The sequence below is a fragment of the Streptomyces sp. NPDC021100 genome (genome assembly GCF_044333095.1).
Taxonomy (GTDB): domain Bacteria; phylum Actinomycetota; class Actinomycetes; order Streptomycetales; family Streptomycetaceae; genus Streptomyces.
The window spans coordinates 455,880-478,104 of the sequence record NZ_JBIRQH010000001.1 but is presented as its reverse complement, the minus strand read 5'-3'; the positions used below and the strand labels follow the sequence as shown (position 1 = coordinate 478,104).

General features: G+C 73.5%; 22 protein-coding genes. 10 read left to right on the top strand and 12 right to left on the bottom strand.

The genetic code is table 11. The annotated features are described in order from the left end of the window. Positions 1–14: 14 nt before the first annotated feature. The 4 genes from ACH4PU_RS02185 to ACH4PU_RS02170 form a co-directional block, all read right to left on the bottom strand. Positions 15–671: an HAD family acid phosphatase gene (locus ACH4PU_RS02185; RefSeq protein ID WP_398264640.1), complete on the bottom strand. Its 657-nt coding sequence runs from the start codon at positions 669–671 to the stop codon at positions 15–17. A gap of 272 nt (positions 672–943) precedes the next feature. Next, the gene (locus ACH4PU_RS02180) at positions 944–1,153 is read right to left on the bottom strand and encodes a DUF5133 domain-containing protein (protein WP_398264638.1); all 210 of its coding nucleotides are present in this window, start codon (positions 1,151–1,153) and stop codon (positions 944–946) included. A 175-nt stretch (positions 1,154–1,328) separates the two neighbouring features. After that, positions 1,329–1,562: a hypothetical protein gene (locus ACH4PU_RS02175; RefSeq protein WP_398264636.1), complete on the bottom strand. Its 234-nt coding sequence runs from the start codon at positions 1,560–1,562 to the stop codon at positions 1,329–1,331. A gap of 44 nt (positions 1,563–1,606) precedes the next feature. Continuing rightward, positions 1,607–2,812, bottom strand: a complete 1,206-nt coding sequence (locus ACH4PU_RS02170; RefSeq protein WP_398264634.1) for an MFS transporter — start codon at positions 2,810–2,812, stop codon at positions 1,607–1,609. Positions 2,813–2,959: 147 nt separating this feature from the next. Between ACH4PU_RS02170 and ACH4PU_RS02165 the strand changes: the two genes are divergently transcribed. Next, positions 2,960–3,868: a LysR substrate-binding domain-containing protein gene (locus tag ACH4PU_RS02165; RefSeq protein ID WP_398264632.1), complete on the top strand. Its 909-nt coding sequence runs from the start codon at positions 2,960–2,962 to the stop codon at positions 3,866–3,868. 848 nt (positions 3,869–4,716) lie between these two features. Beyond that, positions 4,717–5,391, top strand: coding sequence for a hypothetical protein (locus ACH4PU_RS02160; RefSeq protein WP_398264630.1), 675 nt, complete (start codon positions 4,717–4,719; stop codon positions 5,389–5,391). A 234-nt stretch (positions 5,392–5,625) separates the two neighbouring features. Here the strand turns inward: ACH4PU_RS02160 and sodN are convergent, their stop codons facing one another. Further along, positions 5,626–6,021, bottom strand: coding sequence for a superoxide dismutase, Ni (sodN, locus tag ACH4PU_RS02155; protein WP_004937667.1), 396 nt, complete (start codon positions 6,019–6,021; stop codon positions 5,626–5,628). A 148-nt stretch (positions 6,022–6,169) separates the two neighbouring features. On the opposite strand from sodN, the gene sodX reads away from it, so the two are divergent. Further along, positions 6,170–6,634, top strand: a complete 465-nt coding sequence (gene sodX, locus ACH4PU_RS02150; protein WP_398264628.1) for a nickel-type superoxide dismutase maturation protease — start codon at positions 6,170–6,172, stop codon at positions 6,632–6,634. Here the strand turns inward: sodX and ACH4PU_RS02145 are convergent. The 4 genes from ACH4PU_RS02145 to ACH4PU_RS02130 form a co-directional block, all read right to left on the bottom strand. Continuing rightward, positions 6,526–7,167 carry a CGNR zinc finger domain-containing protein gene (locus ACH4PU_RS02145; RefSeq protein WP_398264626.1) on the bottom strand — a complete coding sequence of 214 codons (642 nt, stop codon included), beginning with the start codon at positions 7,165–7,167 and terminating at the stop codon, positions 6,526–6,528. The two genes, sodX and ACH4PU_RS02145, sit on opposite strands and share 109 nt — an antisense overlap. Positions 7,168–7,531: 364 nt before the next feature. Beyond that, entirely contained in the window at positions 7,532–8,299 is a 768-nt protein-coding gene (locus ACH4PU_RS02140; protein ID WP_274390172.1) for an amino acid ABC transporter ATP-binding protein, read from the bottom strand. After that, a complete protein-coding gene (locus tag ACH4PU_RS02135; protein WP_398264623.1) occupies positions 8,296–9,249 on the bottom strand; it encodes an amino acid ABC transporter permease in 954 nt (317 codons plus the stop codon). Before ACH4PU_RS02135 ends, ACH4PU_RS02140 begins: the two co-directional genes overlap by 4 nt. A gap of 31 nt (positions 9,250–9,280) precedes the next feature. Further along, positions 9,281–10,237, bottom strand: coding sequence for an ABC transporter substrate-binding protein (locus ACH4PU_RS02130; RefSeq protein ID WP_398264621.1), 957 nt, complete (start codon positions 10,235–10,237; stop codon positions 9,281–9,283). Positions 10,238–10,858: 621 nt separating this feature from the next. Here ACH4PU_RS02130 and ACH4PU_RS02125 point away from each other — a divergent pair. The 3 genes from ACH4PU_RS02125 (at position 10,859) to ACH4PU_RS02115 (ending at position 14,736) form a co-directional block, all read left to right on the top strand. Further along, positions 10,859–12,073: an NADP-dependent malic enzyme gene (locus ACH4PU_RS02125; protein ID WP_398264619.1), complete on the top strand. Its 1,215-nt coding sequence runs from the start codon at positions 10,859–10,861 to the stop codon at positions 12,071–12,073. A gap of 238 nt (positions 12,074–12,311) precedes the next feature. Continuing rightward, the gene (locus ACH4PU_RS02120) at positions 12,312–13,274 is read left to right on the top strand and encodes a zinc-binding dehydrogenase (RefSeq protein WP_398264617.1); all 963 of its coding nucleotides are present in this window, start codon (positions 12,312–12,314) and stop codon (positions 13,272–13,274) included. 7 nt (positions 13,275–13,281) lie between these two features. Further along, complete coding sequence (locus ACH4PU_RS02115; RefSeq protein WP_398264615.1) at positions 13,282–14,736, top strand: cellulase family glycosylhydrolase; 1,455 nt, start codon at positions 13,282–13,284, stop codon at positions 14,734–14,736. A gap of 383 nt (positions 14,737–15,119) precedes the next feature. Here ACH4PU_RS02115 and ACH4PU_RS02110 read toward each other — a convergent pair whose 3' ends face one another. After that, positions 15,120–16,070, bottom strand: a complete 951-nt coding sequence (locus ACH4PU_RS02110) for a helix-turn-helix transcriptional regulator (RefSeq protein ID WP_398264613.1) — start codon at positions 16,068–16,070, stop codon at positions 15,120–15,122. Further along, complete coding sequence (locus tag ACH4PU_RS02105) at positions 16,070–16,987, bottom strand: DUF4097 family beta strand repeat-containing protein (RefSeq protein ID WP_398264611.1); 918 nt, start codon at positions 16,985–16,987, stop codon at positions 16,070–16,072. The genes ACH4PU_RS02110 and ACH4PU_RS02105 overlap by 1 nt, the downstream gene beginning before the upstream one ends. 179 nt (positions 16,988–17,166) lie before the next feature. Here ACH4PU_RS02105 and ACH4PU_RS02100 point away from each other — a divergent pair, with 179 nt between their 5' ends. Next, positions 17,167–17,994 (top strand): hypothetical protein, encoded by an 828-nt coding sequence (locus ACH4PU_RS02100; RefSeq protein WP_398264609.1) that lies wholly within the window; start codon positions 17,167–17,169, stop codon positions 17,992–17,994. Positions 17,995–18,151: 157 nt separating this feature from the next. Here ACH4PU_RS02100 and ACH4PU_RS02095 read toward each other — a convergent pair whose 3' ends face one another. Then, positions 18,152–18,331 (bottom strand): DUF6104 family protein, encoded by a 180-nt coding sequence (locus tag ACH4PU_RS02095; RefSeq protein ID WP_004937694.1) that lies wholly within the window; start codon positions 18,329–18,331, stop codon positions 18,152–18,154. A 172-nt stretch (positions 18,332–18,503) separates the two neighbouring features. On the opposite strand from ACH4PU_RS02095, the gene ACH4PU_RS02090 reads away from it, so the two are divergent. From ACH4PU_RS02090 to ACH4PU_RS02080, 3 genes are all read left to right on the top strand, one after another. Beyond that, entirely contained in the window at positions 18,504–18,884 is a 381-nt protein-coding gene (locus ACH4PU_RS02090; protein ID WP_185940224.1) for a CU044_2847 family protein, read from the top strand. Positions 18,885–18,901: 17 nt separating this feature from the next. Then, positions 18,902–21,031: a trypsin-like peptidase domain-containing protein gene (locus tag ACH4PU_RS02085; RefSeq protein WP_398264606.1), complete on the top strand. Its 2,130-nt coding sequence runs from the start codon at positions 18,902–18,904 to the stop codon at positions 21,029–21,031. Between the two features lie 187 nt (positions 21,032–21,218). Then, on the top strand, positions 21,219–22,223 hold the full coding sequence (locus tag ACH4PU_RS02080; RefSeq protein WP_398264604.1) for an AAA family ATPase: 1,005 nt from the start codon (positions 21,219–21,221) through the stop codon (positions 22,221–22,223). Positions 22,224–22,225: the final 2 nt, after the last annotated feature.

The window sequence follows — 22,225 nt, the reverse complement described above, 5'->3', positions numbered from 1 at the left end:
CGGGCCGGCCGGGCTCAGGACAGCTTGCCGTCGTAGTCGGGGAGCTTGACCGTGAGTTCCGCGTGACCGCCGGAGAGGTCGGTGGTGTTGTTGCCGATATTGGCGATGATCTTGTAGCCCTTGGCCTCTATCTTCGCGCGCTCGGCGGTCTTGTAGGCGCTGACGTCGCGGAAGAGGTCGGGGAGGCGGCGGACGGAGAGGCCGTCCACCGGGTAGCCGACGCGCTTGAGGTTGTCCTCCGTCAGTGACCCCAGGAGGCGGGGGCGCGCGGTGACGAAGAAGACCGCGGCGCCGCGCTCGTGCGCGTACCGGACCAGCTCGCGGACGGGGGCGACGGCCGGCGTCGGGTACGTCCAGTGGAAGTCGGTCTCCAGCGAGGTGTTGTCGATGTCGAGGACCACGGCCTGCTTCTCGGTACGGGCCTGGGCGGTGCGCTCGCGGACGTACGGCGTCGCCCGGTCGACGGCGGCCTGTACGTCCCGCTGCCAGGCCGCGTAGTCGACGCCCTTGAGCCCGGCGGTGCCCGAGGTGTGCGCGGGGGACGCGGTGGCCTGGGTGTCGTCCGTGGCGGGGGCGGCGGTGGCCGTCGTGGTCGTGCCCAGCGTGGCGAGGGCGGCGGCGGTCGCGGAGACTGCGACGGCCGTGCGGCGGGCCCGGATCGATGCGGTCATGCCGGGAACGATCACGTCCTTGTGTGACGGGGGAGGAACGTGAGGTTGTCCGGGGGGTGATGGTTGGGTTCCGTGCGCGGGATGGTGCGGTACGGGCGCGTGGTGCTGGATGCGGGTGCCGACCGGCGCGCGGGCGGGCGGGCGGGCGGGCGGGCCGGCCGGTCGGGGAAGCCGCCTTGAGGCCGAGGTGCCGCCGTCCCCTCCACGGCGGCAGCTCCGCGCATTCCCTGCGGCTTCCCCCGGTGTGCCGGCCCGTGGGCCGCCGGCGCGGTTCAGGCCGCCGGCGTCAGGCTCCCGCCCTCCGCGCCGAGCACGTGGGCGGCGACCTGCAGGGCGTCCTCGACGCGGCGGGTGCCCGTCGAGACGCACAGCGTGTGCGCCAGGTCGTCGGCCCGCCGCCGTGCCGCGGCGTCCGCCGCTCCGACGGCGGCCTGGGCCGTGTACCGCTCCACCAGCTGGTGCAGGACGGCTGGATGGGCCATGAGCATGGGGGCGTCTCCTCGTTCCGGGGCTGTGGCGCCGTGAACCGGCGGTGCTGTCACATGGGACCACGACTGGTCGCCAAGTGCCGGACGGGACGGGGGAGTTCGTCAGCTGGGCGGGGGCAGGTGACGCACTCGGTGTGACGTGCGCCGCCGGGCGCCGGGGCCGTGGAAGTCACTCCAGCCGCTTGTCTCCCAGGTTCACCAGCAGGACGCACAGGGCCTCCGCGACGCGGTCGCATTCCTCGCGGCTGAGGCCGGAGAGGATCCGCTCGCCGTTCGCCGCGTGGAGGGCGATCAGCTCGTCCATGAGGCGGTAGCCGTGCTCGGTGAGCCGGATGCGGACCGTGCGGCGGTCGGCGGTGTCGCGGACGCCGTCACCGGACGGCACGCGCGGCCGGCGCGTCACGACCGCCGCGCCACGCCGCGCCGCCAAGCCGGGGCCCGTGCCCGTCAGGAAGCGGTACGTGCCTGGGCTCCCTCCCTCACCTCTCCCCTACGTGTCCCCACCCGACCCGCCGCCCCCAGCGGCACCACGGCCGCCACGGCCAGCAGCCCTCCCAGCCACAGGGCGGCGGGCACCGACACCGCGTCCACCGCCCGGCCGCCCAGCAGCGCGCCCAGCGCGATGGCCACGTTGAACACCGCCACGAACAGCGCGGACACCGTCTCCCCGGCCTCCGGCGCGACGGCGGACAGCCAGGTCTGCGTACCGACCGAGACGCCCCCGTACGCGAGCCCCCACACCACGAGCAGCACGGCCGCCCCCGCCGTCCCACCGGCCGTCAGGGACACGGCGGGTACCACCGCCCCCAGGGTCACCGCGATCACCGTCAGTACGCGGCGCGGATGCCGTACGGCCGCCGTGCCGGCCAGGAAGTTGCCCGCCACGCCCGCGACGCCGTACGCGAGCATGAGACCGCCGACCGTCCCGGCGCCCGTGCCCGGGATCCGTTCCAGCGCGGGGCGGACGAAGGTGTAGCCCGCGAAGTGGCCGCACACCAGCAACAGGACGACCAGCAGCGCCGCGCGGACCCGGGGGGCGTGCAGCAGCGCCGGCAGGGCGCGCGACGGCGCCGTGCCCCGGGGCGGCAGCGGCGGCAGGACCACCGCCAGGGCGACCGTCACCAGGAACGCCACCCCTCCCATCACGAGGAAGGCGGCACGCCAGCCGGCCCGGCCGCCCACCAACGTGCCTGCGGGAACGCCGAGTACGGAGGCCACGGCGATCCCGCTGAAGATCACCGAGGTGGCGCGTCCGGCGGCGCGGGACGGGACGAGCCGGGCGCCCAGCCCGGCCGCGATGGCCCACACCCCGCCGATGCACACACCCACCAGCACCCGCAGCCCCAGCAGCACCTCGATCCCCGGTGCGGCGGCGGAGAGGAGGTCGGCCGCGGTGAGCAGCGCCATCAGCGTCAGCAGCAGGACGTGCCGGTCCAGCCGCCCCGCGCACACCGTGAGGACGGGCGCGGCCGCGGCGGCCACCAGGCCGGGGAGCGTCATGGCCAGCCCCGCCGTCCCGTCCGACACCCCCAGCCCCGCCCCGATCGGGCTGAGCAGCCCGATGGGCAGCATCTCGGTGGTGACCACCGAGAACGTGCTCGCCGCCACGGCGGCCACGGCCGGCCACCCTCCCACGTTCCTGATCTTCGCCATGCCCCCAGCCTCCGCCCGTGCCAGGCCGGGAACAACGGCCGATCCCTCACCGCTCCATGAGCGGGACTCATCGATGACGGCGGCGGACGGCGGTTGGGCGACGGTGGACGACGGCACCGCGCGGACCGTGGGAGACGTGAGGGAGACATGGTGGGCGGACTGGACCTGAGGGAGCTGGAGTGCTTCCTCGCCCTCGCCGAGGAGCTGCACTTCGGGCGCGCGGGCGAGCGGCTGTTCGTCTCGCAGAGCAGGGTCAGCCAGCTGCTGCGCGCGCTGGAACGCCGCGTCGGCGCGCGCCTCGTCGACCGCACCAGCCGCCGCGTGGCCCTCACCCCCCTGGGCGAACGTTTCCTCGCCGACCTCCGGCCCGCCTACGACGCCCTCAGGAGCGCGGTCGGCGACGCACGCGACGCGGCGCGCGGCGTCGAGGGCGTCCTGCGCGTCGGCTTCCAGGGCGTCGCCGGCCGTACGGTCATGGCGGCCGTGCACGCCTTCCGGGAGCGCCACCCCGGCTGCGAGATCGAGATCGCGGAGATCCCGCTCGCCGACCCGTTCGGCCCGGTGCGCCGGGGCGAGGTCGACACGGCCGTCGTCCTGCTGCCGGTCACCGAGCCCGACCTGACGCTGGGTCCGGTCTTCTCCCGCGAGCAGCAGACGCTCGCGGTGTCGGTACGGCACCCGTTCGCGTCCCGCCGCCGCCTCGACGCCGAGGACCTCGCCGACTGTCCCCTCATCGCCCCCGCCGCCCCGGCCCCCGCCTACTGGCGGGACGCCCAGGCCCCGGCCGTCACCCCCGGCGGCCGGCCGGTCCCCGCGGGCCCGGCGGTGTCCACCCTCCAGGAGGGCATCACCCTGGCCGCCGCCGGCCGCGGCGGCATGCTGCTCTGCCGGCCGACCGGGACGTACCAGGGCCGCGACGACCTCGCGTTCGTCCCGGTCGACGGCCTCCCCCAGTCCGCCCTCGGCCTGATCCACCACCGCGACGCGACGACGGCCCGGCTCCGCGCCTTCGGCACGGCGCTGGCGGGGGCGGCGGCGGAGGCGTCGGCGACCTGACGAACGCCGGACCGGACGGTCGACCGGCACCAGCGTCCGGCCGTCCGGCGCCGGGACGTCGGCGGGCGAGTGCGCGTCCCCCACGCCGCGCTTGACCGGCTTCGGCACCGCTCGCTCGTACCACGACGTCCAGTGGCCCGGCATCTAGCCCGGTTCGTCCGGGCGGGGCAGGTCGGACGCGACGACGCCCCGGTTGCCGTACGGGCCGGCCGCCGGCGCCGCCGCCCCGCCGGTCCGCGACCCGAAGCAGCCGCGGACCGGCGCACCGGACGCCCCGGTGCCGCGCCCCCCGAGACCAGGTCCGCCACGGGGTGTTCCGGCGGAGAAGGAGCCGTGGCCCGCGCACCGGGAGGTGCGTGTGCGGTGGTGCTCGCGCTCTCCCGAGATCAGGGGCGGGGACGGCACATGGCGCTCTGCCGTTCAGCTCCCGGGGCCCTGGGCCCCGGACGGGATGCGAACCCGCAACCACCCGTACCCGAAACGAAGTAACCGTCCCCTGCGCACCGGGAGATGCGTAAGCGACGTCCCCGGCCGTGCCCGGCGGGCGGGCGGCAACGGGTTTTCACGCGGCGGGGCGGCCCGGACGGAACGGTGTCCCCCTCCGCGTATCCGGCCCGGCGGCACGGTGAATTGCGCAGCGAATAAGGGGAGTCGGAGGAGTGTGAGAGGTGCCGGCAGCCATGCGAATGCCCGGAGCGATCCCGAAAGCACGACGCGCTCCGCCTTTTCCCCGGAACTTCACCGAAACCGTCCCCGATATCCGGATTCCGCTTCGCCGTCCCTTCCGCCGTGAACCCCTGCCGACTTCCTCGCACGGCCGGATGCGTAAACTCGGTCGCCGTTTCCGGATGCGGATCCGGAACGGCATCACGGAACAAACGGGGGACACCTTGCTCAGCCAGTTCGCAGATCTCACCGCCGCGGCACCCCGCCGCGCCGCGCTCACCGCGGGGGCCGTCGTGGCCGCCCTGGCGCTGACCGCCTGCGGTTCGTCCGGCCACTCGTCCGACCGGCCGTCAGACAAGGGGAAGCCGGGCGACGCCCAGGCGGACGCCGGGGCAAAGGAACTCCCCGCCGGGCAGCCCAGCCCGGAGGAGCAGGAACTGGAGTCGGACAAAAAGAAGGGGAAGTTCGTCGTCACCGCACAGAAGGTGGTGATGGGCAAGCCCGAAAGCCTCCAAGGCGGTTCGGATGCCGCGAAGTTCGCCGGGAAGACCGTCGCCTTCGCCTACCTGAAGGCCAAGCTGGCCGACGGCGATTCCCCCATGAAACCGCCCATGATGACCACCGACATCGGCACCCTGGTGGAGGGTAACGGGCCCGGAACGCCGCTCCTCACCATCGGCGCGCTTCCCGGGACGCCCGGCGACTGCCAGGGCCAGGACTACGCGAAGCCGTGGCAGAAGGGCGAGGAGCGCACCATCTGCCGCCCCTTCGTGGTGCCGCAGGGGAAGAAGGTCACCCACATCACCTACCGGCGGGGCTTCTACAAGGAGCCCCTGAAGTGGGTCCTCCCCAAGTAGCCGCACGACCGGTGCGTGGCCGCCGGGGCGCCCGCTCCACGGCGCACGCCCGTTCCCGTGCGCCTGGGACATACGTGCACCCGGGGCTCCCGTAAGCCCGTGACTCCCGTGCACCCATGACGACGACGAGGGGCCCGGCCGGAGATCCGGCCGGGCCCCTCGGGTTCCCGTGTGCCACCGCACGCCGGTGCGACGCGTCGAGCGCCCCGCCGACGGTGGACGAAGAGGGAGACCTTACGCCTTCTTGGTCTCCCAGAAGATACGGTCGATCTCGGCGATGAGCTCCAGCGCCTTCTCGCCCGTCTTCGGGTCGGTCGACGCCTTGGCGGCGCTCAGCGCCTTCAGGGTGTCATTGACCAGCTGGTGCAACTGGGGGTACTTCTCGAAGTGCGGCGCCTTGAAGTAGTCGCTCCACAGCACCGAGACGTGGTGCTTGGCGAGCTCCGCGCGCTGCTCCTTGATGATCGTGGCGCGGGCACGGAAGTGGGGGTCCTCGTTGGCCTGGTACTTCTCCTGGACGGCCTTGACCGATTCCGCCTCGATGCGGGCCTGGGCCGGGTCGTACACGCCGCAGGGCAGGTCGCAGTGGGCGCTGACCTTCACCTTGGGGGCGAACAGGCGGGAAAGCATAGTGGTGCTGTCCTTCCTCGTGATCGTCTTCTCAGGTGCGAGATTACTCGGTGCGGGAAGGCTTTTCCCGGGTACCCCGTGGGGCTTAGGACGAAAGACCGGTGTCAGGCTGGGACCGGACGGCGAAGGACGGGAGTGAGGAGCCGAGGTGCAGGAGCGACTGGACGAGCCCGCGTACGGGCTGGACCGCGAGCGTCGCGGACTGCTGCGGATCGGGCTGGCCGAGGTCTACAACCCGTCGATGGTCCCGACGCTGAACCCGGGCGACCAGCTGGTGGTGCAGTACGGCGCGAGCGTGCGCCCGGGGGACGTGGTGGTGCTGCGGCACCCGTTCCGGCAGGACCTGCTCATCGTCAAGCGCGCGGTGGAGCGGCGCGACGGCGGCTGGTGGGTCACCGGGGACAACCCCCTGGTCGAGAACGACAGCCGGGAGTTCGGCGCGGTGCCGGACGAGCTCGTCGTGGCCCGCGCCTGGGTGCGGCTGCGCCCGCTGCCGCAGGCGGGTCAGCGGTCGGCGGGCGCGCTGCTCTCCTGGGCGGCCTCGGCCGTCCGGCCGGTGCGCTCCTCCGGGCTGCTGGGGCTGCCGCTCTCGCGCCGCTTGCGGGCCCGGTAGGCGGCGACGTTGGCGCGGGTGGCGCAGCGGTCGGAGCAGTAGCGGCGGGACCGGTTGGTGGAGGTGTCGAGGTAGGCGTTGCGGCACGGCGGGGCCTGGCAGATGCCCAGCCGGTCCACGCCCGGCCCGGTGAGGTGGACGGCGAGGCCCATGCAGGCCGTGGCGGTGTAGCCGGCCGCCGAGTTCGCGGCGTGATCGGCGATGTGCAGGTGCCAGTCCGGCCGGCCGGCCTCGTCGCGCTGCTGGTGGCCGGAGATCTGCGGGCTGACGGGGAACTCCATCAGCAGCGCGTTGAGCAGGTCCACGGCCCGTACCTCGTCGCCCTCGGCCGCCGCCTCGAAGACCGCGCGCAGCCGCGTCCGGACGCCGCGCAGCCGGGTGACGTCGCCGTCGGTGAGCCTGCGCGCCATCTGCGAGCCGGGGCCGAACATCTCCCGGGCGCCGTCGAGCGAGGTGAGCGTGTCGGTGCCGCGCGCGGGCGCCTCGGTGTTGACCAGCCGGACGGCGTAGTCCGCGTAGGAGGCCAGTTCCACGGGGGTCCTTCGGTGGTCGGCCCGGGGCCGAGCCCCGATGGGTAATGGATGTCGATGCAACGAGGCTATTACACCGTACGACGGGTGCGTGGACGGGACGCACTTTTCGGCCACGCACGCCGTAGGCGAACTGGTGTCCGCAAACGCCGGACGGCGGTCGCGCGGAACCGTGTTCCGTACGACCGCCGTCCGGCGGCGCGCATCCGTCATCCGTTCGGTGGGCGCCTCATGGGGGAGCGGGAGGGGGAGCGTCCCCCGCCGAGCGCGCCCCCGGCGGTTCGGGCGGCTTCCCGGAGGCCGTCCTCCGGGCTCCCGGCACCTTGGGGGCTCACAGCACCTTGGGGGCTCACAGCACCTTGGGGACTCACAGCACCTTGGACAGGAAGGACTTCGTCCGCTCGTGCTGCGGGTTGGTGAGCACCTCGCGCGGGTCGCCGGACTCGACGACGACGCCGTTGTCCATGAAGACCAGCGAGTCACCGACCTCGCGGGCGAAACCCATCTCGTGGGTGACCACCACCATGGTCATGCCCTCCTCGGCGAGGTCCCGCATCACGTCGAGGACGTCGCCGACCAGCTCCGGGTCGAGCGCCGACGTCGGCTCGTCGAAGAGCATCAGCTTCGGCTCCATCGCCAGCGCCCGGGCTATCGCGACCCGCTGCTGCTGGCCGCCGGAGAGCTGGGACGGGTAGTTGCCGGCCTTGTCGGCGAGGCCGACCCGGTCCAGCAGCTTCAGCGCCCGCTCCCGGGCGACGGCCTTCGTCTCGCGCTTGACCTGGACCGGCGCCTCCATGACGTTCTCCACGGCCGTCATGTGCGGGAACAGGTTGAAGCGCTGGAAGACCATGCCGATGTCCCGGCGCTGGGCGGCGACCTCGCGGTCCTTCAGCTCGTAGAGCTTGTTGCCCTGCTGGCGGTAGCCGACCAGCTCGCCGTCGACGTACAGCCGGCCGCCGTTGATCTTCTCCAGGTGGTTGATGCACCGCAGGAACGTCGACTTGCCGGAGCCGGAGGGGCCGATGAGGCAGAACACCTCGCGCGGGGCGACCTCCAGGTCGATGCCCTTGAGGACCTGGACGGCGCCGAAGGACTTGTGGACGCCCTCGGCCTTCACCATCGGGGTGGCGGTCATGCGGCGCCTCCAGCCTGGCGGTTGCCGAACGAGAGCAGGTTGGCCTTGACGACCTTCTGCAGGGGGGTGGGCGGCAGGTTCCGCGTCGAACCGCGGGAGAACCGGCGTTCCAGGTAGTACTGGCCGACGCTCAGCACGCTGGTCAGGACCAGGTACCAGGCGGCGGCGACGAAGAGCATCTCGACTGTCGCGCCCGAGGTCTGGCCGACGTTGGATGTGGCCTGGAGCAGGTCGTAGTACTGCACCGCGATCACCAGCGAGGTGGTCTTGAGCATGTTGATGAACTCGTTGCCGGTCGGCGGCACGATCACCCGCATCGCCTGCGGCAGCACCACCCGGCGCAGCGTCTTGGCGTGGCTCATGCCGAGCGCGTGCGCGGCCTCGGTCTGGCCCTCGTCGACCGACTGGAGGCCGGCGCGGCAGATCTCCGCCATGTACGCGGCCTCGTTGAGGCCGAGTCCGAGCAGGGCGGCCAGGAAGGGCGTCATGAACGACGACCAGTAGTCCTTGTAGATCGGCCCGAGGTTGATGTACTCGAAGACGAGTCCGAGGTTGAACCAGAGCAGCAGCTGGACGTAGACCGGCGTGCCCCGGAAGAACCAGATGTAGAACCAGGAGATCGAGGAGGTGACGGGGTTCTTGGAGAGCCGCATCACGGCAAGGATGACGCCGAGGACGACGCCCACCACCATGGACAGGATGGTGATGGTGATGGTGTTCCGGACGCCCCTGAGGACGTCGCCGTCGAAGAAGTAGTCGGGAACGGTGCCCCAGTGGACCTTGCCCTGGGCGAACGCGTTGATCAGGAGGCCGAGGACGGCGAGAGCCAGGACGGCCGACACCCAGCGGCCGTAGTGGCGTACGGGGATGGCCTTGAGGGCTTCGGGAGCGGCGCCGGGTTCCGGGCGGGCGTCGCCGGGGCCTTGCGCCTTGTCGGTGTTTACGGTCACGGAAGTGGCCTTTCAGCGAGCGTGCGGTGGGTCAGGAACCGCCGTTGACCTTGGCTTCCTTGATGGCGCCCGCCGAGACGCCCCACTTGTCCATGATCTTCTGGTACTCGCCGTTCTTGATGATGGCGTCCATGGCGGCCTTGATGGCGTCGCGGAGCTGGGCGTTGTCCTTGCCGACGGCGATGCCGTACGGAGCCGCCTCCACCTGGTCGCCGACGATCTCGAAGTCGTTGCCGCCGCCGGAGGTCTTCACCGCGTAGGCGGCGACGGGGAAGTCGCTGGCACCGGCGTCCGCGCCGCCGCTGCGCAGCCGGGTCTGGGCCAGCACGTCGGTGTCGTACGCCTCGATGGAGATCTTGTTGTCGCCGCACTTCTCCGACTGGGCGTTGGTGAGGTCCTGCGAGACGGTGCCGCGCTGGACGACGACCTTCTTGCCGCACAGGTCCTGCCAGCCCTTGATCCCCTGGGTCTTGCCCTTGGGCGTGTAGAGGGAGACGCCGGCCTGGAAGTAGTCGACGAAGTCGAGACCGTCGGAGACCTTCTTCTTCGTCTTCGGGTCGACGCCGTTCTGCCGGTCCTTGGTGTCGGTCATGGCCGACATGGCGATGTCGTAGCGCTTGGAACGGAGGCCCGCGACGAGCGAGTCGAACTTGGAGTTGTTGAACGTGAAGCGGACGCCGAGCTGCTTGCCGAGCGCGTCGGCGATGTCCGGGTCGATGCCGACGGTCTTGCCGTCCTTGACGAACTCCACGGGCGGGTAGGCGATGTCCGAACCCACCCGGATCACCCGGGAGCCCTTGACGGACTGCGGCAGCTTGTCGAACAGCGGGGCGGAGGCCCCGGCGGAGGACGAGTCGCCGTCCTTGTCCTTGTTCTTGGTCTGGTCGCCGCAACCGGTCAGCAGCAGGGCGCCGGCGACCGCGATCGCGCCGACGGCGGCCAAACGACTCCTGGCGGCAGCCGGGCGGGGGGTGGTGCTTGCGGTCATTGCTGGTTCCTCCTGCGGGTGAGGGGATAGCCGACTCTTCACACGGCCTGTTCAAGCTGTTCAAGGGAAAAACGCACGCGAGACCTCGCCGAGGGCGTCAGCACACTTCACCGGCTGCCGCGACCTCGGGTGATTGGGGCATCTTGCCATCTGGACTACACCGTTCGGGGGGCCAGCAATGTCAAAATCGGATAACGGGATGATCGTCTTGCTGGAGAGGGTTGTTCGGGTGGTGGGGGGTTGGTTGACCGCTTCCGTTCGTTCTGGGAGCGAGGCGCATCTCACGAGCCACACGTCTCACTCCATGGACTCTCAGCCTCAGTTGACACCGATTTCCGGCCGACATCGGCACGGCGTGGCAGAGAACCTCGTAACTCACTCGTCGGCCGTAGCGCTCATCCGGTAGAAAGGGCCCTTACCCCGCACCCGGGGCTCACGGCGCGTCGTGCAGCGCGCCCGGTGTCCGCACTCCCCGCTCGCGCTCCCGCGCGCGGACCGCTCGCACGGCGGTCCCACCACGCCCCGGCCATCCGCCGGGACGAGCGGACACCCGCCCGGCCGCCCCGCACTCCAGGGGACGGATATACCCTCGATGGACATCTCGACAAAGGGGTCAAGAAAGTGGCAGCGGAGATCGTCAATCCTCTCAGCGAGAGCGGTGCGGAGGAGGGTGCTCGGGACGAGCCCTTCGATCCTGCCTTCGCGCTGCACCGCGGTGGCAAGATGGCGGTGCGGGCGACCGTGCCCGTGCGGGACAAGGACGACCTGTCCCTCGCCTACACACCGGGCGTCGCCAAGGTGTGCACCGCGATCGCGGAACAGCCCGAACTCGTCTACGACTACACCTGGAAGTCCCAGGTCGTCGCGGTGGTCACGGACGGCAGCGCCGTCCTCGGGCTCGGGGACATCGGCCCCGAGGCGTCCCTGCCCGTGATGGAGGGCAAGGCCATCCTCTTCAAGCAGTTCGGCGGCGTGGACGCGGTGCCGATCGCGCTCGACTGCCGCGAGGTGGACGAGCTCGTCGAGACCGTCGTCCGCCTCGCGCCGTCCTTCGGCGGCGTCAACCTGGAGGACATCTCGGCTCCCCGCTGCTTCGAGGTCGAGCGGCGGCTGCAGGAGCGGCTGGACATCCCGGTCTTCCACGACGACCAGCACGGCACCGCCGTCGTCACCCTGGCCGCCCTGCGCAACGCGGCCAAGCTCACCGGCCGCACCCTCGGCGACCTGCGTGCCGTGATCTCCGGCGCCGGCGCGGCCGGCGTCGCCATCGCGCGCATCCTGGTCGAGGCGGGCATCGGCGACGTGGCCGTGTGCGACCGCAAGGGCATCGTCTCCCGCGACCGCGCCGACCTGACGGACGTCAAGCGGGAACTGGCCGGGTTCACCAACAAGGCCGGGCTCGCCGGGCCCCTGGAGTCCGCCCTCGACGGCGCGGACGTCTTCATCGGCGTCTCCGGCGGTACGGTCCCCGAGACGGCGGTCGCGAAGATGGCCGACAACGCGCTGATCTTCGCGATGGCCAACCCCAATCCGGAGATCCACCCGGACGTCGCCCACAAGTACGCGGCCGTGGTGGCCACCGGGCGCAGCGACTACCCCAACCAGATCAACAACGTGCTCGCCTTCCCCGGCATCTTCGCCGGCGCCCTCCAGGTGCGGGCCTCCCGGATCACCGAGGGCATGAAGCTCGCCGCGGCCGAGGCGCTGGCCGCGGTCGTCGCGGACGAGCTGAGCGCGGACCGCGTCATCCCGTCGCCGTTCGACGAGCGGGTCGCTCCGGCGGTCACGGCCGCTGTGGCCGCGGCGGCTCGGGCGGACGGGGTCGCGCGGCGGTAGCGGTCCCGGCTTGAGATCCTCAAACGCCGGACGGGCCGATTCAGCCCGTCCGGCGTTTGAGGACAGCGCCCTTAGGGCGCTTCGGGGGTGCGGGGGCTCGCCCCCGCAGGAAACCGGGGGCACCTCCCAGCGGTAGCCGGGGGAGAAAGGGCGGGACCGGGGCACCCCCCCCGCGACGCGAGCCGCGTCACACCGCGCCCCCGTTCCCCCACGCCAAGAGCCCCGCTAGGTTCGCACCATGTTCGCCGCCTATGCCGCACGCATCGACCGGGACCAGCCGCTGAACGGGCTTCGACTGGGCGAACGCCCCGAGCCCGACGCCCGCCCCGGCTGGACGACCGTCACCGTCAAGGCCGCCTCCCTCAACCACCACGACCTGTGGACCCTGCGCGGAGTGGGGATCAAGGAGGACGCCTTCCCGATGATCCTCGGCTGCGACGCCGCCGGGATCGACGAGGACGGGAACGAGGTCGTCGTCCACTCCGTCATCGGCCAGACCGGCCACGGAGTGGGCCCGGACGAGCCGCGCTCGCTGCTCACCGAGCGCTACCAGGGCACGTTCGCCGAGCGGGTCACCGTCCCGGCCTGGAACCTGCTGCCGAAGCCGAAGGAACTGTCCTTCGAGGAGGCCACCTGCCTGCCCACGGCCTGGCTGACCGCCTACCGGATGCTGTTCACCAACGCGAACGTCCGTCCCGGCCAGAGCGTCCTGGTGCAGGGTGCCGGCGGCGGCGTGGCCACCGCCGCGATCGTGCTGGGCGCGGCGGCGGGCCTGCGGGTCTTCGCGACCAGCCGGGACGAGGCCAAGCGGCGGCGCGCCGTCGAGCTGGGCGCGGAGGACGCGTTCGAGCCGGGCGCCCGGCTGCCGCACCGGGTGGACGCGGTCATCGAGACCGTCGGCGCCGCGACCTGGTCGCACTCGGTCAAATCCCTTAAGCCGGGCGGCACACTCGTGATCTCCGGCGCCACGAGCGGTCCGAACCCGTCGGCCGTGGAGCTGACCCGGGTCTTCTTCCTGGAGCTGAGGATCGTCGGCTCGACCATGGGCAGCAAGGAGGAGCTGGCGGACCTGCTGGCCTTCTGCGCGGCCACCGGCGTCCGGCCGGTGATCGACTCCGTGCTGCCGCTGGACCGGGCGCGCGAAGGGCTCGAAAGGATGGCCGAGGGCGAGCTGTTCGGGAAGGTCGTCCTGACGGTATGACCGTCGGATGCGGACGAGACGTGTGCGCCGCCCGGGGCCCGTCGTGGCCTCGGCGCTCGCGCTGCTGACAGCTGTCGCACCACTCGCCACACCGGCGCCGAGAGCCGAAGCCGCCCCGGCGGCCCCGGCCGCGCCGGGTGACGGGATCCCCCCGCTGACCGACGACGACGGGCGGACCCTCACCCTCCGCGGCTGGAACCTCGCCGACAAGGACCACCGGGGCGACCGCGCCCTGGAGGACATCACCGAGCGCCACCTCCGGGACCTGTCGGCCCGCGGCTTCGACTTCGCCCGGCTCGCGGTGTTCTGGGACGACCTCGAACCCCGGCCCGGCCACTACAGCGAGCGCTACCTGCGGAAGGTCGAACGGATCCTGGACTGGGCGGCCCGGTACCGCGTCAGGGTCGTGATCGACGCCCACCAGGACGTCTACGGGCCCGCGTTCGGCGGCCACCGGGGCATCCCCGAGTGGGCCACCCGCACCGACGGCCTGCCCTACCGGCCGCACCCGGACGACTGGTTCGCCGAGTACTACGAACCCGGTGTGCAGGCCGCGTTCGAGCACCTCTACGAGGACGCGGACCTGCGGCGGGCCCAGCAGCGGATGTGGCGGGTGCTGGCCGGCCGGCTGGCCGGGCACCCCGCCCTGTACGGCTACGACCTGATCAACGAGCCGATGGGCCGGATGCGCCCGGGCGAGGACCTGCCGGCCGCCGCCCGCCGTGTGGAGGCCACTCAGGTCACTCCGATGTACAACCGCCTCATCGCGGCGATCCGTTCCGTCGACCGCACGCACCGGATCTTCGTCGAGCCCACGCCCGTCGTCGGCGAGGGCGTCCCGACCTCCCTCGGGCGGATCGAGGACCCGGCCGGTCGGATCGTCTACGCGCCGCACTTCTACGAGACGTCCATGGAGACCGGCGCCGACTACGACCCGGCGGCCGGCTGGATCGAGCGCTACGAGGCCGCCGTCGTCCGCTACCCGCGCGAGCGGCGGGTCCCCGTCGTGGTGGGCGAGTGGGGGCCGCCCGACAGCACCCTGCCGAACATGGGCCGCTACTACGCGGACGCGCTCGCGTCCCTGGACCGCTACGGCTCCGGATGGGCGGGCTGGACCTGGTGCTACGGCGGCGGCTACTGCGCCCTGGACCGCGAGGGCCGCTTCCAGCGGCACAAGGAGGACACGGCCCGGCCGTACGCGCCGGCCGTGGCGGGCGACGTACGGCGCACGTCGTACGACCCCCGGGGCGGCGTCTTCCGGCTGGAGTACACCGCCTCGGCGGCGGGCGGCGGCCGGACGGACCTGACCCTGCCGCCGGCCTCGCGCGGCTGGCGCGTCACGGTCACCGGGCCGGCCCGCCCGGACACGGCGTACGTCCGCCCCGGCGAACGCGGACGGGTGACGGTCCGCGCCCGGCCGGGGGCGGCGGTCGGGGTGGTGGCGCGGCGGCCCGGACCCTGACGGCGTCCGGGACTTCACGGCGGCTCCGGCCCGGGCGCGGCGGCCGGGATCCATCGGGGCGGGCCCCGGGCGCCCCGGGTGGGCCGGGGCCCGCCCCCCGTCCGGGCGGGAGCGGGCCGGGCAGTGGTCGGACGCCTGGTGGTGGGTGACCGGCGCTGTCGTGACGGGGAGCGACCGGGCCCGCGACCTGGGCGGGCCAGGGTCCGCCTTCCTGTCCGACCGGCGGTGACCGGATGGCCGGCAGCCCCGCCTGGTGGCGACCGGCGCCGCCGCGAAGGGCAGCGGCCGCCCCTCCGCGCGACGTTCGCCGGCCGGGGGGCCGGCGGCCGAGTGAGGACGAGGCGAGGCACGCAGGAAGCCGTGGAACAGCACGGGCCCTTACGTCACTTCCGGAGCACCGCCCCCATCCGGACCGCCGCATCGGCCAAGTGCTCCCGGCACTCGTCGAGTTGCCCTGCGGTCACCCCGTGGTCGCGCGCCGCGTCGCGGATCTCGTCGCGGAAGCGGTCCAGCAGCCGGTCGAGGTCGCGGGCCGGGTCGGTGGAGTGGGCGTAGTCCACCGACGCCCACTCGGGCGCGTCCGCGCGCTCGACGCGTACCGTCGGGGCCCCGGACGCGGACTCGGGACGGCCACCGCCGGCCAGGGTGCCGAGCTCTTGGGCGAGCGCGGTGACGCCCTCCATGAGGCCGGTCGGCCAGTCGCCGCGCCGGGCGTGCTCGCGGACCTGTTCCTGGACGCGCTCCTTGATGCGGAGCACCTCCTCGCGGGTGTGCTCATGGGCCTCCCGCGCCTGGTGGCGGGCCTGCTGGGCCTCCTGGCGGGCTCGCCGGCTCTCCTCCTTCGCGCGGCGGGCCTGCTCCTTCCACTCCTCCTTGGCCCGGCGCAGCTCCTCCTTCATACCGGCGAAGGCGTCGCCGCCCTGCCCGCCGGCCCCCGGGGAGCCGTCACGCAGCCGGCCGGCGGCCTCGCGCAGCTCGCGGCGCAGGGCGCCGGCCGCGCCGCGGACGTCCTCCTGGATGTCGGCGGCGAGGGCCGTGACGGACTCCTGGATCTCCCGCTCCAGACCGGCCAGTTCGCCGGCCCGGTCGCCGAGCTCGGCGCGGCCCGCGTCGGTGATCGCGTACACCTTGCGGCCGCCCTCGGTGGTGTGGGTGACCAGGCCCTCGGCCTCCAGCTTGGCGAGGCGCGGGTAGACGGTGCCGGCGGACGGGGCGTAGAGACCCTGGAAGCGCTCTCCCAGCAGCCGGATGATCTCGTAGCCGTGGCGCGGGGCCTCGTCCAGCAGCTTGAGCAGGTAGAGGCGGAGGCGGCCGTGGGCGAAGACGGGGGGCATCAGAGGACCTTTCCCTGAGCGGGGGCGTCGGCGGGAGCGTCGGGCGCGTCGGGGCCTTCGGTGAAGGCGTCGGTGAAGGCCCCGGCGGCCGGGGGTCGGCGGAGGACGGTGACGGCCCCCGAGACGCTGGTGACCCGCACCAGGCCGGTGCCCTGGCCCAGCCGGCCGGTGAGGCGCCGGCCGGCCCACTCGCCGGACTGCCGGAGCTCGCCGAACGCGTGGGAGACGGCGCCGGTGGCGGTGCCCGCCTCCACGACGGCGTCCGTCGAGCCGGGCAGGCGCAGGGCGACGTCGCCGGAGACGGTGTTGAGGTCCAGGAAGGGCGCCGGGCCGGACGCGGCCGCGGCGGGCTCGGCGAGGTCGATGACGATGCCGCCGGTGACCGTATCCGACTTCACCGTCTCGCTCCGGCAGTCGACGAGGGTGAGTTCGCCGGAGACGGAGTTGTGGCGCAGCGTCCCGGAGAGCGACTGGGCCTCCACGTCCCCGGAGACCGTCTCGGCCCGGACCGGGCCGGTCAGACCCACCAGCGTGGCGTTTCCGGTGACGCCGCGGACGTTCGTGGCGCCGGAGACGCCCGAGACGACGGCGTGCGCCCCGACGACGCCGACCTTGACGCGGGTGCCGGTGGGGACGGCCAGCGTGACCGTGACCGAGCGGTGGCGGAGGCCGTGGGCGATCCGGCTGAGGATGTTCTTCCAGGCGAGATCCTCGTATCCGACGGTCAGCGCTCCATCCTTGTGGGTGACAAGGAGGGGTGCCCCCGAATGCGCGGAGAGCTCCAGGCGGGCGGGGCCCGTGTCGGTGCCGACGACGTTGACGGCACCGTTCGCGAGGCGCACCTCCAGGGAGGTGACCGGCTCCTCGAAGGTCAGGTTCTCGGGTGCGGTCAGCGACCACTCCGGCGGGGTGGGCATGCGGGCCTCCTTGTGCGGCGTGAGCCGGTTGCGCCGGCGTGTGTCGGGCGCGGTCGGCGCGGCCCGCGGGGTGCGCGGCGAACGCCCCACGGTGTATCGCGTCTTATCGCGTCTCCGGTAAACACGATATATCGCGGCTCCGTGAAGTCAAGCCCGCCGTGGTGGCATAGCGTTGGCGCATGTCCGCTACCGATCACATCCCGGCCGCGGGGCTGCTGCTGCTCTGCCGGGCCGCCCCCGACCGCGTACGCCCCGTCGCGCAGCTCCTGCGGCGGCCGATGCTCCTGGCCCCGGCGGGCGAGGGCTGGAGCGTCCTGGTGCCCGCGGCCGAGTCCTGGCGCGAGGCCGGTACCCATCTCGCGGCGGTCGCGGGGGACTGGGCGCACGCCCTGACGGTGGCCGACAACTGGCCGGTCGTCGGGCTGTGGTGGGACGCGGACGGCGCGGGGTTCGTGGTGGCGGCGGGCTTCCGCCGCACCGTGGGCCACACCTGGCTCCCCGACGGCACGCCGCTCGGCGAGGAGGAGGCGTTGACCGCCCTCCGCACCCGGCTCGGTCTCGACCCGGTGCTCGACGGTGCGGCGCTCGACCGGCTGACGCGGCCGGACGCGGAAGCGGACGGGGCCGCCCGTGTCCTCGGCCTCGCCGCCGTCCTGGCCCGGGCGGGCCTCCAGCTCGGCCCGGGCGTCGTCCCCGGGCTGGCCGCCGGGCGGCTCTGCGAGGCGGCCGGGGCGCTGCCGGACGCGGAGCCCGTGGACTGGCCCGGGTGGCGGGCGGCTGTCTGCGGGGGGCTGGGCGCGGCTGAGCGCGGGGCGCTCGGGGCGTGGACCCGGGGGCCGCGGGCGCGGGCTCTGGGTAAGGCTGAAGTCGCCGCCGGCGTCGCGTTGTTGGCTTGGTCGCGAGGCGGAGCGCGGCGTGGGTGGCGGGCGGCGGGGGTCGTGCTGGTCGCCGACGGCGCGTTGACTTTGTTGTACGACCGGTGGCGGGCGGGGCGGTCGGCTTCCTGAGGGCGGCCTTACGGCCGGGTGGTGCCCCAGCCCTCCCCCCAGAGGGGGCACCCCCATTTACCGTTTCTTGCGGGGGCTCCGCCCCCGCACCCCCGAAACCGCGCTCCGCGCGGTCGTCCTCAAACTCCCCCAGAGGGGGTGCCCCCAGACGGGCTGATTACTCGTCGTCCTCGTCGTCCAGCCGTGCCAGCCACGTCGCCAGGCGCTCCACCGGTACCTCGAAGTCCGGGTTGAGGTCGACGAAGGTACGCAGCTGTTCGGCGACCCAGCCGAGGGTGACCTCCTCCTCGCCCCGTCGGTTCTCCAGCTCCTCGATGCCGCGGTCGGTGAAGTACAACGCTCTCTCCGTCAACAGGGGGGTCAGGATCGCCCTCAGGATAGGCGGCCCCGGCGCCGGGCGTTGGCCACGACCTCTCGCGCCCGTCACGTCCGAGGGCTAGCCTGCTGCATCATCGCGGTGACGACGGCGGTGACCGCGCGGTGACAGCGCGACGACGGGGGGACGCGTGATGGACGGGATCACCCAGGTGCGGCTCGACGACGGCACGGTCGTGTGGGCCAGGATCAGCGAGGCGCAGGAGCTGGGCTCGCCCGGGAGCGGCGGGTACCAGGACTCGACGGCGGCGCGCCGCGTCGCCCGGTTGGCGAACGGGCTCGCCGACACCGTGCGCGGGGTCGTCGACTCGCTGCGCATGGGGGTGGCGGCGGCCCGGCCGCACGAGGTGCAGGTGCAGTTCGGCATCGAGCTGTCCGCCCAGTCCGGCCAGGTCATCAGTCTGCTCACCGACGCGGGCGGCAAGGCGTCGATCAACGTGACGCTCACCTGGAAGGAGAGCGGACCGGCCGCCGGCGGCGCCCCCGGGGCGCCCACGACCCCGAGTGCTCCTTGAACCCCCATGAAGCCACCGTGCGCCGGTCCGTCGTCCGCATCTCCGCGGCCGGCGGCGGGCGGGAAACCGAGGACGACCGGTTCTGGGGCACGGGGTTCTTCATCGCCCCCGGCTGGGCCCTGACCTGCGCCCATGTGGTGGGGAACGGGGGTGGCGGCGTGCTGGCCGGCACCACGGCCATCGACGTCACGGACGACGACGACCGCGTCCACGAGGGCAGGGTGGTGTTCGTCCTGCCGCGCCCGGACGACCCCGAGCGCCCGCCGGACCGCTGGCCGCTGCCCGACCTGGCGCTGGTCGAGGTCGCGGACGCGCACGGCGCCGAGTGCCTCTGGATGAGCGACCGTTCGGCGGTCGTCCCGGCCGAGGTGGCCGTCTACGGCTGGTCGCGGGAGACCGGCGAGCTGGGCTGGCGCTACGGCACGGGCACCGCCGCCGGCGGGGACGGCAGCGGCCGGGCGATGCTGCTGCGCGGCGAGATCCCGGTGGAGGGCTGCTCCGGCGGCCCGGTGGTGGACACCGGCCGGGGCGCGGTCATCGGGGTGAGCAAGGGGCGGGGACGGGACCACGGGCTCGCGGTGCCGGTCACCGCCCTGCGGCGGATCGCCAACGACCGCCCCGGGCGGGACCGCCTGCACTCCGTCGTCCGCGCGCACGACCGCTACCACCTGCGGCACTACCGCGCGGTCGGCACCGGCCGCAGCTGGACGGGTATACAGAAGGGCCTGCGCCCGGCGGCCGAGGGCTTCACCCCGGTCCTGCGCACCCAGCTGTTCGCCCGCTTGGCCGAGCTGACCCAGCCCCGGACGCCCGGCGAGGTGATGGCCCTGGTCGACCAGGCCAAGAGCCGGGTCGTCCAGGACCCCTACCAGCCCGGCGTCGAGCACGATCCGCGCACCTGGCGCGAGGGCGTCGGCCTCCTCTACGACCTGCGGGACGGTGCCGAGGGCCGCGCCGGGCGCACGGGCTGGCCGGGCGCCGGCTCCGGCCCCGGGCGGGACCTGGAGCTGGAGGCGGTCCTGCTGTACGCGGCGTGGGTCGCGGCGGCGGTCAGCAGGCTCGGCGACCCCGCCGACGCCGGCCCGCTGCGCGAGCTGGCCGGCTGGGTGACCGGCAAGGCGGACCAGGTGCAGGACGTCATCCGCAAGGAGGTCCAGCGGATCCTGCACGGCCGCCGCGACCCCGGCCCGGACCGGCCGGTGCCGGCCGCCGGCGTCGTCCTGGTCAAGGACCGGCCGGGCCCGGTGGAGCCCGCCGAGGAGACCGACCTCCAGGCCAGGGCCGACGTGCTCGTCGAGGTCGACGCCCTGATGTACGGCGACCGCTACCCGTGGCGCGTCAAACTGCTCGGCCAGGACGACCGGATCACCCCGCTCCGCGACGACGCCCAGGGCGCCCGCCGGGCGGAGCTCCGCGAGGCGCTGCGCGAGCCGATAGCGGAGGCGCTGCGCCAGGGCGATGTGGGCGAGCACCTGGCGGCGCTCCAACTCGTGCTGCCGCGCGAGCTGTTCGACGAGCCGGTGGCCGACTGGCGGCTGGTGCCGCCCGGGGCGGACGACGACGGCCTGGACCCGCACACCATGCCGCTCGGCCAGCGCCGCGTCGTGGTCGTCCGGGACCGCCGCCGCCGGGACCGGCGCGACTTCCCGGAGTGGCAGCGGCGGTGGAACGGCTGTACGGCCGGCCCGATGACCGCCGTACCGCTGCGGGCCGAGGTGCCCGTCCCCGGGCACGGCGCGCGGCGGCCGGAGAGCAGGCACGCGGCGTACGCCCGGCTCTCGGACGTGGACCCGTCCGCCGTCCCGGTCTTCTGCGGGCCGGTCTCGCACGGCCCGGGCGCCATGGCCCTGGACGCGGCGCTCGCCGCCGGGCACGCGGTGGTGATCTGGCGGGGATGCGCCGGGGAGCACCTCGATTGCGCCGAATTCCACGACGAGGTCTCCCGGCTGGTGTGCGAGGCGGCCACGGCCGAGGGACTCCACCGCCGGCTGCGCAACCTGCGGATTCGCTGCGCCGATCCCGAACAGCCGGACGAGGAGGCGCGCTGGGCGTGGTCGATCGCCCTGCTCCTGGACCGGCCGGAGCACCCGCCGCCGCCGGGTCCGCCGCTGTCCGCGCCGGGTATGCGCCCGGAAGGCGGGCCGTGAAGGTGTCCCGGCGGAGTGACAGGGAAGTGACAGGGAAACGACGGAGCGAGACGGACGAGACGGAAAGGCTCGGCAGGCCGCGCCCGGACCGGTACCGTCGTCCGGGGAGCGGAAGCGGCGACGGCGGAAGCGTGGGGGCCCGGCCGGTGACAGCCGGGAGAGCCACGCCGGCAACGAGGAGCCCGATGTGAACGATTGGCGCATCTACCGGGGAGCCGGCCTGCCGCACGACGGCGTCCGGCGATTGCCGCCCCCGCCCCCCTGGCGCGACTTCGCCGCGGCCGGGCCCGACACCGGTGCCGGCACGGACCCGAGCGCGGCCCGCCGGCTGGGGGTGCAGCGCCGGCTGGTGGAGAACCACCACCCGCGGCCCGAGGAGGTCGAGGCGGTCAACGCCGCGCTCTATCTGCGCCGTCCGCTGCTGGTGACGGGCACGCCCGGAACCGGAAAGTCCACTTTGGCCCACGCGGTCGCCTACGAGCTCAAGCTGGGCCGGGTGCTGCGCTGGCCGATCGTCAGCCGCTCCACCCTGCGGGACGGCCTCTACCACTACGACGCCATCGCCCGCCTGCAGGACGTGCAGTTGGAACGGGCCGGAGCGGATGTCGGCGAGCGCCACTCCATCGGCTCCTACCTGCGGCTCGGCCCGCTCGGCACCGCCCTGCTCCCGGCGGAGCGGCCCCGCGTGCTGCTCATCGACGAGCTGGACAAGAGCGATCTCGACCTCCCCAACGACCTGCTGAACGTGCTGGAGGAGGGCGAGTTCCGGATCCACGAGCTGGAGCGGATCGCCGACCGCGAGCCCGAGGTCGAGGTGGGGACGGACGACGGCGGCCGGGCGGTGGTCCGCGACGGCCTGGTCCGCTGCACCACCTTCCCGCTCATCGTCCTCACCTCCAACGGGGAGCGCGACTTCCCCGCCGCCCTGCTGCGCCGCTGCATCCAGCTCGACCTCGAACCGCCGGGCGAGGAGCAGCTGACCGCGATGGTCCGGGCGCATCTGGGCGACGACGCGGTGACGGACGGGAGCGAGCTGATCCAGCGGTTCCTGCGGCGCGAGCCCGGCGAGGTGGTCGCCGCCGACCAGCTGCTGAACGCCCTGTTCCTCACCCAGCACGCCCCCAGCGCGGAACGCGTCACCCGAGAACGGCTCGCCGACATGCTGATGCAACCGCTGGACCGCCCGAGGTGATG

What these genes read in the sequence shown, in the direction of transcription:
- ACH4PU_RS02110 (WP_398264613.1), bottom strand. Translation starts at nt 16,070, where the DNA reads ATGCCCCCCGTCTTCGCCCACGGCCGCCTCCGCCTCTACCTGCTCAAG.
- sodN (WP_004937667.1), bottom strand. Translation starts at nt 6,021, where the DNA reads ATGCTTTCCCGCCTGTTCGCCCCCAAGGTGAAGGTCAGCGCCCACTGC.
- ACH4PU_RS02100 (WP_398264609.1), top strand. Translation starts at nt 17,167, where the DNA reads ATGTCCGCTACCGATCACATCCCGGCCGCGGGGCTGCTGCTGCTCTGC.
- ACH4PU_RS02130 (WP_398264621.1), bottom strand. Translation starts at nt 10,237, where the DNA reads ATGACCGCAAGCACCACCCCCCGCCCGGCTGCCGCCAGGAGTCGTTTG.
- ACH4PU_RS02180 (WP_398264638.1), bottom strand. Translation starts at nt 1,153, where the DNA reads ATGGCCCATCCAGCCGTCCTGCACCAGCTGGTGGAGCGGTACACGGCC.
- ACH4PU_RS02115 (WP_398264615.1), top strand. Translation starts at nt 13,282, where the DNA reads ATGCGGACGAGACGTGTGCGCCGCCCGGGGCCCGTCGTGGCCTCGGCG.
- ACH4PU_RS02120 (WP_398264617.1), top strand. Translation starts at nt 12,312, where the DNA reads ATGTTCGCCGCCTATGCCGCACGCATCGACCGGGACCAGCCGCTGAAC.
- ACH4PU_RS02105 (WP_398264611.1), bottom strand. Translation starts at nt 16,987, where the DNA reads ATGCCCACCCCGCCGGAGTGGTCGCTGACCGCACCCGAGAACCTGACC.
- ACH4PU_RS02170 (WP_398264634.1), bottom strand. Translation starts at nt 2,812, where the DNA reads ATGGCGAAGATCAGGAACGTGGGAGGGTGGCCGGCCGTGGCCGCCGTG.
- ACH4PU_RS02160 (WP_398264630.1), top strand. Translation starts at nt 4,717, where the DNA reads ATGCGGATCCGGAACGGCATCACGGAACAAACGGGGGACACCTTGCTC.
- ACH4PU_RS02185 (WP_398264640.1), bottom strand. Translation starts at nt 671, where the DNA reads ATGACCGCATCGATCCGGGCCCGCCGCACGGCCGTCGCAGTCTCCGCG.
- ACH4PU_RS02165 (WP_398264632.1), top strand. Translation starts at nt 2,960, where the DNA reads ATGGTGGGCGGACTGGACCTGAGGGAGCTGGAGTGCTTCCTCGCCCTC.
- ACH4PU_RS02140 (WP_274390172.1), bottom strand. Translation starts at nt 8,299, where the DNA reads ATGACCGCCACCCCGATGGTGAAGGCCGAGGGCGTCCACAAGTCCTTC.
- ACH4PU_RS02090 (WP_185940224.1), top strand. Translation starts at nt 18,504, where the DNA reads ATGGACGGGATCACCCAGGTGCGGCTCGACGACGGCACGGTCGTGTGG.